Source organism: Shinella sedimenti, from assembly GCF_022601905.1.
Classification (GTDB): domain Bacteria; phylum Pseudomonadota; class Alphaproteobacteria; order Rhizobiales; family Rhizobiaceae; genus Shinella; species Shinella sedimenti.
This window is the reverse complement of sequence record NZ_JAKVIN010000001.1, coordinates 260961-273392: the sequence shown is the minus strand read 5'-3', so window position 1 is coordinate 273392 and position 12432 is coordinate 260961. Positions and strand designations below refer to the sequence as shown.

Genomic DNA, 12432 nt, shown 5'->3' with positions numbered 1-12432 from the left:
GTTCGATTGTATTCCCTGATACCTACGTAACGGAGGACAAAGTTGTTTCAATGGCGGTGATTTTTTCTGCAACCACATTTACGTGCGCGGCCCGTGAGAGGCCGTGAGCGCAATACTGCGCGCGGTTTGCCTTTTTTCCCCCGAAATCCTATCTGAACGTGACGCGCAAACGAAGGAGACTCGCACATGTCGAAAGCCAGAATGCTGTTTGCCGCCCCGCTTTTCTTGGCGCTGGCGCTTGTCACGCCCGCCACGGCAGAGGAGCGCACCGTCCCGCAATCGAGGACGGAGATGCAGCTGTCTTTCGCACCGCTCGTCAAGAAGGTCGAGAACGCGGTCGTCAACGTCTATGCCGAACGGTCGGTCGAACGCCGCTCCATCTTCGAAGGCGATCCCTTCTTCGAGGAGTTCTTCGGCCAGCGCATGCCCAACCGTAGTGAAAAGCAGTCCTCGCTCGGCTCGGGCGTGATCGTGGGCGCCAACGGCATTGTGGTGACCAACAATCACGTCATCGAAGGGGCCAGCGACATCAAGGTCGCGCTGGCGGATGGCCGGGAATTCGAAAGCACGGTCGTCCTGAAAGACGAGCGGATCGACCTCGCAGTCCTGAAGATCAAGAGTGATGCGAAATTCTCCACGCTGCCGCTCGGTGACAGCGATGCGGTTCAGGTGGGTGATCTGGTTCTTGCCATCGGCAACCCGTTCGGCGTCGGCCAGACGGTGACCAGCGGTATCGTGTCGGCGCTGGCCCGCAACCAGGTTCGCTCCGGCGACTTCGGCTTCTTCATCCAGACGGACGCGGCGATCAACCCCGGCAATTCCGGTGGCGGTCTCGTCAACATGAATGGGGAGCTGATCGGCATCAACACCGCCATCTTCTCGCGTGGTGGTGGCTCCAATGGTGTGGGCTTCGCCATTCCCGCCAATCTGGTGAAGACTTTCGTGGCAAGCGCCGAACATGGAAACGCTACCTTCGACCGCCCGTTCATCGGTGCAACCTTCGATGCAGTGACATCGGAGGTCGCCGAGGCGCTCGGCCTGGACCGCGCGCGGGGCGCGCTCATTTCGCGCGTTCAGGCTGGAAGCCCCGCAGAGAAGGCCGGAATGAAGCCGGGGCAGGTCGTCACCGCCGTCAACGGCATTGCCGTCGAGCACCCTGATGCCTTGGGTTACCGTCTGACGACGGTCGGTATCGGCGGTACGGCGAAAATCACCGTCATCGCCAATGGCAAGCAGGAGGAACTGACACTTGCCCTCGACCGCGCACCCGAAACAACCCCGCGTGACGAGCGCCTGATCGAGGGACGCAATCCCTTCTCGGGCGCCGTGATCGCGAATCTTTCTCCGCGGGTGGCGGATGAGTTGCGCATGCCGACGAACCAGACCACGACAGGCGTCGTCGTCACGCAAGTCAATCGCGGCTCTCCCGCCGCCCGCATCGGCCTCCAGCCGCGCGATATCGTTATCGAGCTGAACGGCACGGCCGTGTCGACGACGGAGACGCTGGAAGCGCTCGTCAAGGAAAACCCCTCCTTCTGGCGCGTCGAGATCGAGCGTGACGGCCAGCGCATTCGTCAGTTCTTCCGATGAGCGATCTCTTCGCCCCGCGTGAACCCGAGGACATGGCGGCAAAACGGCCTCTGGCCGACCGCCTGCGTCCGCGCACGCTGGGCGAAGTCTCCGGCCAGGCGCATCTGACCGGGCCGGACGGCGTGCTTTCGCGCATGATCGAGGCGGGCTCGCTTGGCTCCATGATCTTCTGGGGGCCACCGGGAACCGGAAAGACAACGGTTGCACGGCTGCTATCCGGGGAGACGGGGCTCGCCTTCGAGCAGATCTCCGCGATCTTCTCCGGTGTGGCTGACCTCAAGAAGGTCTTCGAAGCGGCGCGAGCGCGTCGTATGGGCGGCCGCCAGACCTTGCTCTTCGTCGACGAGATCCATCGCTTCAACCGTGCTCAGCAGGACAGTTTCCTGCCTGTCATGGAAGACGGCACCATCGTGCTTGTCGGTGCGACGACCGAGAACCCGTCCTTCGAGCTGAATGCGGCGCTTCTGTCGCGGGCACGCGTACTGACCTTCAAGCCCCACGACGAGGAGAGCCTCGAAGAGCTTCTGAAACGGGCGGAGACGGTAGAGGAAAAGCCGCTTCCGCTCGATGAGGAGGCGCGTGCGTCGCTCCTGCGCATGGCGGACGGCGATGGCCGCGCCGTGCTGACGCTGGCCGAAGAGGTGTGGCGCGCCGCGCGCGCCGGCGAGACCTTCGGGCAGGACGATCTCTTTCGCATCGTGCAGCGCCGCGCGCCCGTCTACGACAAGTCGCAGGACGGCCACTACAATCTTATTTCAGCGCTGCATAAGGCGGTGCGCGGCTCCGACCCGGATGCATCGCTCTACTATCTCTCCCGCATGCTGGATGCCGGCGAGGATCCGCTGTTCCTGTGCCGGCGCATGGTGCGCATGGCCGTCGAGGATATCGGCCTTGCCGATCCGCAGGCGCTCGTCGTGTGCAATGCAGCCAAGGACGCCTATGATTTCCTGGGCTCGCCGGAGGGCGAACTGGCGCTGGCGCAGGCCTGCGTCTATCTCGCCACTGCGCCGAAATCGAATGCCGTCTACACCGCCTACAAATCCGCAATGCGCGCGGCGAAGGAGAACGGTTCGCTGCTGCCGCCCAAGCACATCCTCAACGCGCCGACCAAGCTGATGAAGGGGGAGGGCTATAGCGACGGCTACCTCTACGACCATGACCAGCCGGATGCCTTTTCCGGCCAGGATTATTTCCCGGAGAAGATGGGCCGCAGGACCTTCTACAATCCGCCGGAGCGCGGTTTCGAGCGCGAGCTTCGCAAGCGGCTGGAATGGTGGGCGAAGCTGCGCCAGGAGCGCGGCTGCAGCTAGGCGGCGTTGAAGCGTTGCGCGGGCTTTTCCGGGCCTTTCGGCACGATCTTGATCGAGGATTGCGCCTTGCCCGGATGCCCTTCCATATCCACCACGATATGCCAGTGCCCGCTCTGCGGGATTTTCAGCCGGATCGGCGATTGCTTGGCCACGCCGCCGAGAAACTTGTGCTGACGGGCATTTTTGAACAGGTCGAAATTGCCATGGCTCATCAGGCGCACATTAGCGACGGCTGACAGCGTGATCTCTATGACCGTTCCGCTGCGCTGCATGTCGAGGTCGTAGTGCGTATAAGCAAAGCTGTGCGTCATGGCTTGCCCGGCTTTGGGGGATGGAACCAACATTCTGGCACAGCCCGGTTAATGTTCCCTTTTTCGAAAATGGATAGCGTTTCAAAGCCTTGCATGGAGAAGCGGATTCAATTCGTCAAATCGTTGAATCAGTCCCTCAGCTTTATTTGGCCGGGTGTCAGAGGGGCTTGGTCCACTCTTTTACCGTCCTTGCCATCGTGGCGAGATGGTCGGCGGCGGAGAAACCGGAAATAGACTTGCGCGGCTTCAGGTCATGATCGCCGTCTTCGAGCCACAGGAGGCGGATGCTTTCGGGCAGGCCATAGGTCGAAACCTCTTCCTTCGTGCCGAAGGGATCGCGCGTGCCCTGGCAGATGAGCGTCGGCGTCTTCAGCGTCATCAGGTGGGCGGTGCGCAACTGCGTCGGCTTTTCCGGCGGGTGGAACGGATAGCCGAGACAGAGCAGACCTGCGACGATGCCGGCGGCATGGAGATCGTCCACCACCATGCTGGCGACACGCCCGCCCATCGACTTGCCGCCGATGACCAGCGGGCCGTTCGCGCCGAGCGCCAAAACGGCCGCGCGGAACTCCGGGTTCAGTGTCTCTGCCTTGGGCGGCGGCCGACGGCTGCCGTTGGTACGCCGCGCCGCCATGTAGGAGAATTCGAACCGCGCGATACGCAGGCCCTGCGCTGCCAGCGCCTCGGCAGCCGCATTCATGGCCGGCGAGTCCATCGGTGCTCCGCTGCCATGGGCCAGGAGCAGTGTCACCGGCGCGTCGTCCGGGCCGGTGAAGAGAAAACTGCCGTTCACGCCGCGGCTCCACTCACTTGGCGTGATCCTTCACATCACCGGGCGCGATCGGGTCGCTCGCCGGAAAGGTCTCTTCCAGCGCTTCCTCCAGATAGTCGTCCTGCTCGGCCTTCGGGCTCTTTTCCTTCTGCCGGGCACGTTCCTGTTCGAGCGAGGTTTTCGGGCTGTCCTTCTTGGTCGTCATCGTCGTCTCCTCGTTTCGGCTACCCTGACAAGATAGCGTATTTTTGCGGCGCGACGAGGTCTCAGGTCTGCGGCAGCGTTAGTTCTGCGATGACGGGCCGGTGGTTCGAGCCGAAGGCCGGACCGACACGGTGCTTGCGCAGGAAGATGTCCGGCGAAACGGCGATGTGGTCGATGGTGGCGCCGATATAGGCGAAGGCCTCGAGCTTCATGGTAAAGCGCGTGACCGGCTGCAGCCAACCATCCGCCGTGGAAGCCAGACCCGATTGCTGGAGGAAGGTGCGGAAGAAGGGCGACCATGTCGGCGTGTTCCAGTCGCCGGCCACAATCACCGGCGCCCGTTCCAGATCGCCTTTCACCGCATCGGCGGCAGCCGAGAGGTAGGCGTTGCGGTCGCGCCACTGCCAGAGCCGGCGCGGCGTTTCCGGATGGAAGGCATAGAGGAAAAGCGGCTTTCCGGCGAGATCGAGCTCCAGCCGCAACGGCTGCTTGTAGGCCTGAGGCTCGGTGACGGCGCGCTTCAGTTCCGTTTCAGCGCGGATGGGCAGGGTCGAATAGACTTTCAGCGCGTCCCGCAGCATCGCTTCGGTGCTGCTCTCATAGGGATAAAGGCCGGATGACGAAATGAGCCGCTCCCAGGCGGGACTGGTCTCTTCGAGAACGACGACGTCGGGCCGCTCCTGCTTCAACAGGGTGAGGAAGGCGGCGCGATCCTTGATATTGTCGCCGAAGATGTTCGCCGTCATCACCTTGATGCCGCCTTGCGCAGAGGAGGCACGGGCCGTCGGCACGTCCGCGGCCGGCAGGAGCGCGACCGCAAGGCCGATCACCGCCATGGCGATAGCCTTGACGCGGCGTGTCAGCAAGGCCGCGACGGTCAGCAGCACGCCGACGGCGACAACGTAAGGCCAGGCAAAGGTGGCGAGATCGACCAGCCAGAAGCGGTCTGCAGCAAGCACGACGGTACTGACGGCGAAAAGATAGACAATGACGCCCGGCAGGACGAAAACACGGTAGGCGAGGGCAATCGCTCCCTTGCGCGGTGCTGTGGGCATCGGCGGTTCCTTCTGCATCACGGGATTCGCCGTAACGGGAAGTTCGCATTTAGCCCGTGCAATCCCGCATCGCAACGACAACCTGGCCGGCTACCGCGCCGCGAAGCTTTCAGAGATGTCGTTCCAGCCGGGATTGGATGCCTCGATGAAACCGATCTTCCTCTGCCGCGACCATTTCCGCATCTCCTTCAGACGGTTCATGGCGCTTTCCTTACTGTCATGCCATTCGCACCACACCACTACCTTCGCGTGCTTGGCGGCGGAGCCGTGCTTCGCCTTGTTTACGTGCGGCTCCAGCGTGTTTTCCGCCTCTAACAGCAACAGATCGCTTGGGCCTGACGACAGTATGTAAACATACCATGTCTCTTCTTCACCGACGCCGTGACGCTCGGCTGACGATTCGCTACCCTCAGCGAACCCGGCGGAGAAGGCCTGTTGTTTCATGGCAAACCAACTGCGGAAGGCATGAAGATCATTCCGGCGATCGCGTTCTTCTTCGGGTGTGAGGTCCTTCTCCCGCTCAATGAAAGGCCGTTTCGCCCTGCTATGCGCAAGAGCGTTTTCATAGCAGGCTTGTTTTGTTGGAAACGACATGATGGACCGACCGATCCAATTGCCGTTCTCGTCAAACAATTCCCAATGCCACCCGTTCGTCGTCAGTATGAAATGCCACCCCGTATGAGCCGTCTTCTTTCCCGTCATTAGCGCGCTCCCCATTGCCTATTCAGGGTAGCATTGGGTTGAGTGCGTGTACATGGCCAGGTAGTGGTTGCGCGCCAAGCGAAAGTGCTAGTCGACCGATTTTACGTAGCCGGTGATCCACCTCTCCTAGTCGGTCGAAATCTCATCCAACTTTGTTGGCGGGTATCAGCGATGCTTCGGCTATGAAGACATACGACATGAAAAGAAAGCCCCCGGTAACGGGGGCGAGGTGTTGGGGACGGCTGTTGTTGGGGAGGTGTCAGTCGACGTCGGGCGGTACTTCCTGGCCGTTCTCGTCATATTGGCGCTGTGCCTCGGCGACCGTTACCTGGGGGCGCAGGTCCGGCGCGGTGAGGAGGGCGAGCGCAAGCGCCGGGGGCTGGATGACGTTGAGGACCGCGAGCACGCGGGCATCGCCGCGCACCTTCGCATCCTCGCTCCAGTGATGGATGCGTTCCTCGAAGAGCGTATGGCTCCGCGTTGTGGTTTTCATGCCGAGAGAGGCATAGGCGGCGGTTGCCGGAGAGACTGTCACGATCTGGGTCATGGCATTTCAACGGTTGGTCGGATGATCGACTCTAGCATTCGGGAATTTCGCTGCGGTGAATTATGATGCTTGTATTTTCATCGAATTTTAACCGATGTCGGCTGTTTCCGGCGGTCTTGCCTTTGCGGTGACAATTCCGTCATAAGGAATGCGTAATGCCGCCGGAGTCGCGCGGCTCGAGCATGCCGCCGATGGCACGGGAGGACCGATGAAGCCGATTTTCGTGCAACTGCAATGCGCCCCGGGCAAGACCTATGAGGTGGCCGATGCGCTTTACGCAACCGAACTCATTTCGGAGCTCTATTCGACGAGCGGCGAGTTCGACCTGCTGCTCAAGATATATGTCGAAAGCGAAGAGGATATCGGCAAGTTCATCAACGATCATGTCGCGTCCATTCCCGGCATCGTGCGTTCGCTGACGACACTGACCTTCCGCGCCTTCTAATTCCTTCGTTCTTGCGCTAAGAGCGGCGCAACGAAAGAAGGCTGACATGGCAGGCATCGAACACAAGCAGGTGGATAACGACGAGGCGGGCATGCGTCTCGACCGTTGGTTCAAGGTCCACTATCCGGGGCTCGGCTTTGGCCAGCTTCAAAAATTGCTGCGCTCCGGGCAGGTCCGCATCGACGGCGGGCGCGCGAAAAGCGACACGCGCATACAGCCCGGACAGATTATCCGCATCCCGCCCATGGATGTCGATCCGAAAGCTGCGAAGTCCGGCCCCATTGCCAGCCGTGATCTCAAGCACTCCCCTGACGGCGAACTCCTGTCGCGCATGCTGCTGCATGAGGATGACAAGGTGTTCGTGCTCAACAAGCCGGCCGGCATCGCCGTGCAGGGCGGCTCGGGCGTCACGCGCCATATCGACCAGATGCTGGAAGCCTGGACGAGCCAGAAGGGCGAGAAGCCGCGTCTCGTGCACCGCCTCGACCGCGACACGTCGGGCGTTCTCGTCATCGCCCGCACGCGCGGTGCCGCGCAGAAGCTCACCGCCGCGTTTCGCGAGCGCGACACCAAGAAGACCTACTGGTCGCTGGTCAAGGGCGTGCCGAAGAAGCGCGAGGACAAGATTTCCACCTGGCTCGTCAAGGAGCAGACGCCGGATGGCGATCGCATGCGCATCGCCAAGCATGGCGAGGATGGCGCAGACCACGCCGTCTCCTTCTACCGCGTCGTCGAGCAGGCGGGGCAGAACTTCGCCTGGCTGGAGATGGAGCCCTATACCGGCCGCACGCACCAGCTGCGCGTCCACGCCCTGCATATCGGCCATCCCATCCTCGGTGATCCCAAGTATTTCGATGCGGATGTGAACTGGAATTTCCCGGGCGGGGTGCAGAACCGGCTGCATCTGCATGCGCGTCACATCGACATACCCCACCCCAATGGCGGGCGCCTGCGTGTGACCGCGCCCCTGCCGCCGCACATGGTGCAAACATGGAACCTCTTCGGTTTCGACCAGAACACCGCGGATGAGGAAGAGTGATGCGGCTTGTGCTTTTCGATTGCGACGGAACACTGGTGGACAGCGTCAAGCTGATCCACGAGGTCATGGCCCGCACCTTCGTCGATTTCGGGTATGCCCGGCCGGATGTGGCCGAGACCAAGGCGATCATCGGGCTTACCCTCGATATCGCGATAGCCCGCATGCAGGGCAAGCCCCATGTCGACGACGAGGCGCTGGCGATGACGGCGCATTACAAGGCCATCTTTACCGACGTGCGTGCCGAGCCCGGTTTCCAGGAACCGCTTTTCGACGGCATCGCGCCGATGATGGCGCGGCTGGAGGGTGAAAACGACCTGATCCTCGGTGCGGTCACCGGAAAGTCCCGCCGCGGGCTCGATCTCATTCGTGCCTCCCATGGCTTCGACAAGACGTTCTTCGTATCCCGCACCGCCGACGACTGCCCGTCCAAGCCGCATCCGGCCATGGTCATGGAATGCTGCAGCGAGGCGGGTATCGATGCGGACCGCACGGTCGTGATCGGTGACGCCGTCTATGACATGCAGATGGCCAAGGCCGCCGGCGCCAAGGCCGTCGGTGTTTCCTGGGGATATGCGAGCGTTCCCGAACTGGTCGATGCGGGCGCGGACCATATCCTGCGCACGCCGGCCGACCTCCTCGAATGGCTGGAGATTTCCGATGCGTGATATCCGAAGCGATCTTTCCGATGCGATGAGCGATCCCGATCCGGTGCGCCGCGCGCAAATCCAGATGAAGCGGCCGCTGCCGAAGCGGTTCTACAAGGACGTGACGACGGAGCCGTCGGAGGAGGGCTTCCGTATCCTCCTCGACGGCCGGCCCGTGCGCACGCCGGGCAAGAACATTCTGGCGGTGCCGTCCCAGGCGATTGCCGATCGCCTGCGCGAAGAATGGAACGAGCAGGGCGAGGAGATCGATCCCGCGAAGATGCCGGTCACCCGCCTCGTCAACACGGCCATCGACGGCGTCGCCGCCAATTTCGACGCGGTGGCCGACGAGATCGTGCGGTTCGCCGGCACCGACATGCTGTGCTACCGCGCCGATTCGCCCGAGGGCCTCGTCAACCGCCAGCGCGACGGCTGGGATCCGATCCTGCGCTGGGTAGCCGACGTAAAGGGCGCCCGGTTCATCCTCGTCGAAGGCGTGATGCATCAGGAGCAGCCGGCACCGGCGATCGATGCTTTTGCCGCAGCGCTTTCCGCCCACACCGATCCGCTCGCGCTGGCCTGCCTGCACACGGTCACGACGCTGACCGGCTCGGCGCTGCTGGCGCTGGCGCTGGCGGAAGGCGTTATCGACGCAGAGACGGCCTGGTCTCTCGCCCATGTGGACGAGGACTGGCAGATCGAGCATTGGGGCACCGACGAGGAAGCCTTCCGGCGCCGGGAATTACGGCGCGAGGAGATGGATGTCGCCGCCTCCGTCCTCGCCGGCATTCCGCGCTGACCTAAGACCATCGATCTAGGCAAATCCTCTTCAAGCCCCCGGTTGCCCATGCTAAGCCGTTGCCTGAACGGGAGGAACCGAGGGATCATGAAGGAAATTCTCCACGAGCTCGAAGTCCGGCGCGAGCGCGCCCGCATGGGTGGCGGCCAGGCACGCATCGATGCGCAGCACAAGCGCGGAAAGCTGACGGCGCGCGAGCGCATCGATGTCTTCCTCGACGAGGGCTCGTTCGAGGAGTTCGACATGTTCGTCGAACACCGGTCCACGGATTTCGGCATGGAGAAGACGAAGATCGCCGGCGACGGCGTCGTCACAGGCTGGGGCACGGTCAACGGCCGCACCGTCTTCGTCTTCGCCAAGGATTTCACGGTCTTCGGTGGTTCGCTTTCCGAGACCCATGCCCAGAAGATCATGAAGGTCCAGGACATGGCGCTCAAGAACCGGGCGCCGATCGTCGGGCTTTACGATGCCGGCGGCGCGCGTATCCAGGAGGGTGTGGCGGCGCTGGGCGGTTATGCCGAGGTCTTCCAGCGCAACGTGCTCGCCTCCGGCGTCATTCCGCAGATTTCCGTCATCATGGGGCCGTGTGCGGGCGGCGACGTCTATTCGCCTGCCATGACCGATTTCATCTTCATGGTGCGCGACACGTCCTACATGTTCGTGACGGGCCCTGATGTCGTGAAGACCGTGACGAACGAGACGGTGACGGCCGAGGAACTCGGCGGCGCCTCCGTGCACACCACCAAGTCCTCGATCGCCGACGGCGCCTATGACAACGATGTCGATGCGCTTCTGCAGGTTCGTCGCCTGGTCGATTTCCTGCCCCAGTCCAACACGTCGCCTGTGCCGGAGATCGAATGCTTCCAGTCCGTGGAGGACGTCGACGCGTCGCTCGACACGCTGGTGCCGGCCAATGCCAACAAGCCCTATGACGTCAAGGAACTGATCCTCAAGACCGTCGACGAGGGCGACTTCTTCGAGATCCAGGAAAGTTTCGCCCGCAACATCGTCTGCGGCTTCGGCCGCATCGAGGGCGCAACGGTCGGCTTCGTCGCCAACCAGCCGATGGTGCTGGCGGGCGTTCTCGATTCGGATGCCAGTCGCAAGGCCGCGCGTTTCGTGCGATTCTGCGACTGTTTCAACATTCCCGTCGTGACTTTCGTCGATGTTCCGGGCTTCCTGCCGGGCACGGCGCAGGAATATGGCGGCCTCATCAAGCACGGCGCCAAGCTGCTCTTTGCCTTTGCCGAGGCAACGGTGCCGAAGGTCACGCTCATCACCCGCAAGGCCTATGGCGGTGCCTATGACGTCATGGCCTCGAAGCACCTTCGCGGTGACATCAATTATGCCTGGCCGACGGCGCAGATCGCCGTGATGGGTGCCAAGGGCGCGGTCGAGATCATCTTCCGCAAGGATATCGACAATCCCGAAAAGATCGCCGAGCACACGAAGATGTACGAGGACCGGTTCCTGTCGCCCTTCGTGGCGGCTGAGCGCGGCTATATCGACGAGGTGATCATGCCGCATTCGACGCGCAAGCGCATTGCCCGCGCGCTGCGCCTGCTGCGCAACAAGGATCTGGAAAATCCCTGGAAGAAGCACGACAACATTCCGCTGTAAGGGAACGGATGTCGTGGGTTTCCACCTGGAGGCGTTGCCGGGAGCTCTTGCCCCCGGCCGTACCAGCTATGTCTACGCGACGAACTTCAGGCCGAGAATGCCCGTGACGATCAGGGCGATACAGCCTATCCGCATGGCCGTGACCGGCTCTGCGAAAAGGACGATACCGAGAATGACGGTGCCGACGGTGCCGATTCCGGTCCAGATCGCATAGGCCGTGCCCATGGGCAGCGTCTTCACGGCAAGGCCGAGAAGCACAATGCTGACCAGCATGGAACCGGCGGTGAGGACGGTCGGCACGAGCTTTGTGAAACCATCGGTATATTTGAGACCGACAGCCCAGCCGATTTCGAAGAGACCTGCAAGGGTAAGAATAATCCAGGGCATTTTGCCTACTCCGTTTGAAAGGAGCGAGGCCGTCCCCGCGATCGTGACCGGATGTCCCGGCGGTAGCCGTCTACCGTGAAGAAATATTGCGCATCGTGAGGCCGATCGCAAGAGCAGGGGCGGCATGTCAGCCATGCGCCCCCGCCATGGGAAATCGTCGTGTCAGCCGAGGCGTTCGGCGTGCCACTTCAGATGGTCGTCCATGAAGGTCGAGATGAAGTAATAGGAGTGGTCGTAGCGCTCATGCATGCGCAGCGTGAGCTTGATGTCCGTATCCTTGATCGCCTCTTCGAACAGCCAGGGACGCAGGCCGTTGTCGAGGAAGCCATCCGCCTTGCCCTGGTCGATAAGGAACTCCGGGAAACGCGCGCCATCTGCCACCAAGGCACAAGCATCGTATTGGCGCCATGCCGCCTTGTCGGCACCGAGATATTTTTCGAAAGCGGGCGCGGACCAGTCGGCGGTCGACGGTTCGACGATCGGCGCGAAGGCCGAGCAGCTCTTGAACCGGTCGGGATGCTTCAGCGCGATGGTCATGGCGCCGTGCCCGCCCATGGAATGACCGAAGATGCCCTGGCGATCCATGTCCATGCGGAAATGCTGGCTGAGGAAATTCGGCAGTTCTTCCGTCACATAGCTGTACATCTGGTAGTTTTCTGCCCACGGCGCCTCGGTGGCGTCGAGATAGAAGCCGGCACCCTTGCCCATCTGCCAGTTGGTGATTTCGTCCGGCACGTCATTGCCGCGCGGGCTGGTATCGGGGCAGACGACGATCAGGCCGAGCTCCGCTGCCATGCGGCGGTATTCGCCTTTTTCCATGACATTGGCATGGGCGCAGGTGAGGCCGGAGAGATACCACAGCACGGGCCGCGGCTCCTTGATGGCCTGCGGCGGCACGAAGACGGCGAAGGTCATCTCGGTCTTGCAGGCCTCGGAATCGTGGGCGAACACGCCCTGCATGCCGCCGAAGGCGGTGTTCTGGGATAGCACTTTCATGGGAAGCTCCT

General features: G+C 62.2%; 15 protein-coding genes. 7 read left to right on the top strand and 8 right to left on the bottom strand.

What is annotated here, in order from left to right; genetic code table 11:
• The first annotated feature begins 186 nt into the window (after positions 1-186).
• A complete protein-coding gene (locus MKI86_RS01360; RefSeq protein WP_370879857.1) occupies positions 187-1590 on the top strand; it encodes a DegQ family serine endoprotease in 1404 nt (467 codons plus the stop codon).
• Positions 1587-2900 carry a replication-associated recombination protein A gene (locus tag MKI86_RS01355; RefSeq protein WP_241596165.1) on the top strand — a complete coding sequence of 438 codons (1314 nt, stop codon included), beginning with the start codon at positions 1587-1589 and terminating at the stop codon, positions 2898-2900. Before MKI86_RS01360 ends, MKI86_RS01355 begins: the two co-directional genes overlap by 4 nt.
• Here MKI86_RS01355 and MKI86_RS01350 read toward each other — a convergent pair.
• From MKI86_RS01350 to MKI86_RS01325, 6 genes are all read right to left on the bottom strand, one after another.
• Complete coding sequence (locus MKI86_RS01350) at positions 2897-3211, bottom strand: DUF1883 domain-containing protein (protein WP_241596163.1); 315 nt, start codon at positions 3209-3211, stop codon at positions 2897-2899. The genes MKI86_RS01355 and MKI86_RS01350 overlap by 4 nt on opposite strands.
• A 157-nt stretch (positions 3212-3368) precedes the next feature.
• Positions 3369-4004, bottom strand: a complete 636-nt coding sequence (locus tag MKI86_RS01345) for an alpha/beta hydrolase family protein (RefSeq protein WP_241596161.1) — start codon at positions 4002-4004, stop codon at positions 3369-3371.
• Between the two features lie 13 nt (positions 4005-4017).
• Positions 4018-4188, bottom strand: a complete 171-nt coding sequence (locus MKI86_RS01340; RefSeq protein WP_241596158.1) for a hypothetical protein — start codon at positions 4186-4188, stop codon at positions 4018-4020.
• A 61-nt stretch (positions 4189-4249) separates the two neighbouring features.
• A complete protein-coding gene (locus tag MKI86_RS01335) occupies positions 4250-5242 on the bottom strand; it encodes an endonuclease/exonuclease/phosphatase family protein (RefSeq protein WP_241596154.1) in 993 nt (330 codons plus the stop codon).
• Between the two features lie 90 nt (positions 5243-5332).
• Positions 5333-5944: a GIY-YIG nuclease family protein gene (locus MKI86_RS01330; protein WP_241596149.1), complete on the bottom strand. Its 612-nt coding sequence runs from the start codon at positions 5942-5944 to the stop codon at positions 5333-5335.
• Positions 5945-6203: 259 nt separating this feature from the next.
• Positions 6204-6491: a hypothetical protein gene (locus MKI86_RS01325; protein WP_241596145.1), complete on the bottom strand. Its 288-nt coding sequence runs from the start codon at positions 6489-6491 to the stop codon at positions 6204-6206.
• Between the two features lie 208 nt (positions 6492-6699).
• Here MKI86_RS01325 and MKI86_RS01320 point away from each other — a divergent pair, with 208 nt between their 5' ends.
• The 5 genes from MKI86_RS01320 to MKI86_RS01300 all read left to right on the top strand — a co-directional run bounded on the left by MKI86_RS01320 (position 6700) and on the right by MKI86_RS01300 (position 11038).
• On the top strand, positions 6700-6936 hold the full coding sequence (locus MKI86_RS01320; RefSeq protein WP_134649071.1) for an Lrp/AsnC ligand binding domain-containing protein: 237 nt from the start codon (positions 6700-6702) through the stop codon (positions 6934-6936).
• A 46-nt stretch (positions 6937-6982) separates the two neighbouring features.
• On the top strand, positions 6983-7975 hold the full coding sequence (locus MKI86_RS01315) for an RluA family pseudouridine synthase (protein WP_241596142.1): 993 nt from the start codon (positions 6983-6985) through the stop codon (positions 7973-7975).
• Positions 7975-8640 (top strand): HAD-IA family hydrolase, encoded by a 666-nt coding sequence (locus tag MKI86_RS01310; RefSeq protein WP_241596139.1) that lies wholly within the window; start codon positions 7975-7977, stop codon positions 8638-8640. Before MKI86_RS01315 ends, MKI86_RS01310 begins: the two co-directional genes overlap by 1 nt.
• Positions 8633-9418, top strand: coding sequence for an ATP12 family chaperone protein (locus MKI86_RS01305; protein ID WP_241596136.1), 786 nt, complete (start codon positions 8633-8635; stop codon positions 9416-9418). The genes MKI86_RS01310 and MKI86_RS01305 overlap by 8 nt, the downstream gene beginning before the upstream one ends.
• An 87-nt stretch (positions 9419-9505) precedes the next feature.
• Positions 9506-11038: an acyl-CoA carboxylase subunit beta gene (locus MKI86_RS01300; RefSeq protein ID WP_241596133.1), complete on the top strand. Its 1533-nt coding sequence runs from the start codon at positions 9506-9508 to the stop codon at positions 11036-11038.
• A gap of 72 nt (positions 11039-11110) precedes the next feature.
• On the opposite strand, the gene sugE is transcribed toward MKI86_RS01300, so the two are convergent.
• Both sugE and fghA read right to left on the bottom strand, forming a co-directional pair.
• Entirely contained in the window at positions 11111-11425 is a 315-nt protein-coding gene (sugE, locus tag MKI86_RS01295; protein ID WP_241596130.1) for a quaternary ammonium compound efflux SMR transporter SugE, read from the bottom strand.
• Positions 11426-11587: 162 nt separating this feature from the next.
• Entirely contained in the window at positions 11588-12421 is an 834-nt protein-coding gene (fghA, locus tag MKI86_RS01290; protein ID WP_241596127.1) for an S-formylglutathione hydrolase, read from the bottom strand.
• Positions 12422-12432 lie beyond the last annotated feature (11 nt).

What these genes read in the sequence shown, in the direction of transcription:
- MKI86_RS01315 (WP_241596142.1), top strand. Translation starts at nt 6,983, where the DNA reads ATGGCAGGCATCGAACACAAGCAGGTGGATAACGACGAGGCGGGCATG.
- MKI86_RS01305 (WP_241596136.1), top strand. Translation starts at nt 8,633, where the DNA reads ATGCGTGATATCCGAAGCGATCTTTCCGATGCGATGAGCGATCCCGAT.
- MKI86_RS01360 (WP_370879857.1), top strand. Translation starts at nt 187, where the DNA reads ATGTCGAAAGCCAGAATGCTGTTTGCCGCCCCGCTTTTCTTGGCGCTG.
- MKI86_RS01340 (WP_241596158.1), bottom strand. Translation starts at nt 4,188, where the DNA reads ATGACGACCAAGAAGGACAGCCCGAAAACCTCGCTCGAACAGGAACGT.
- MKI86_RS01300 (WP_241596133.1), top strand. Translation starts at nt 9,506, where the DNA reads ATGAAGGAAATTCTCCACGAGCTCGAAGTCCGGCGCGAGCGCGCCCGC.
- MKI86_RS01330 (WP_241596149.1), bottom strand. Translation starts at nt 5,944, where the DNA reads ATGACGGGAAAGAAGACGGCTCATACGGGGTGGCATTTCATACTGACG.
- MKI86_RS01320 (WP_134649071.1), top strand. Translation starts at nt 6,700, where the DNA reads ATGAAGCCGATTTTCGTGCAACTGCAATGCGCCCCGGGCAAGACCTAT.
- fghA (WP_241596127.1), bottom strand. Translation starts at nt 12,421, where the DNA reads ATGAAAGTGCTATCCCAGAACACCGCCTTCGGCGGCATGCAGGGCGTG.
- MKI86_RS01335 (WP_241596154.1), bottom strand. Translation starts at nt 5,242, where the DNA reads ATGCCCACAGCACCGCGCAAGGGAGCGATTGCCCTCGCCTACCGTGTT.
- MKI86_RS01355 (WP_241596165.1), top strand. Translation starts at nt 1,587, where the DNA reads ATGAGCGATCTCTTCGCCCCGCGTGAACCCGAGGACATGGCGGCAAAA.
- MKI86_RS01350 (WP_241596163.1), bottom strand. Translation starts at nt 3,211, where the DNA reads ATGACGCACAGCTTTGCTTATACGCACTACGACCTCGACATGCAGCGC.
- MKI86_RS01310 (WP_241596139.1), top strand. Translation starts at nt 7,975, where the DNA reads ATGCGGCTTGTGCTTTTCGATTGCGACGGAACACTGGTGGACAGCGTC.
- MKI86_RS01325 (WP_241596145.1), bottom strand. Translation starts at nt 6,491, where the DNA reads ATGACCCAGATCGTGACAGTCTCTCCGGCAACCGCCGCCTATGCCTCT.
- sugE (WP_241596130.1), bottom strand. Translation starts at nt 11,425, where the DNA reads ATGCCCTGGATTATTCTTACCCTTGCAGGTCTCTTCGAAATCGGCTGG.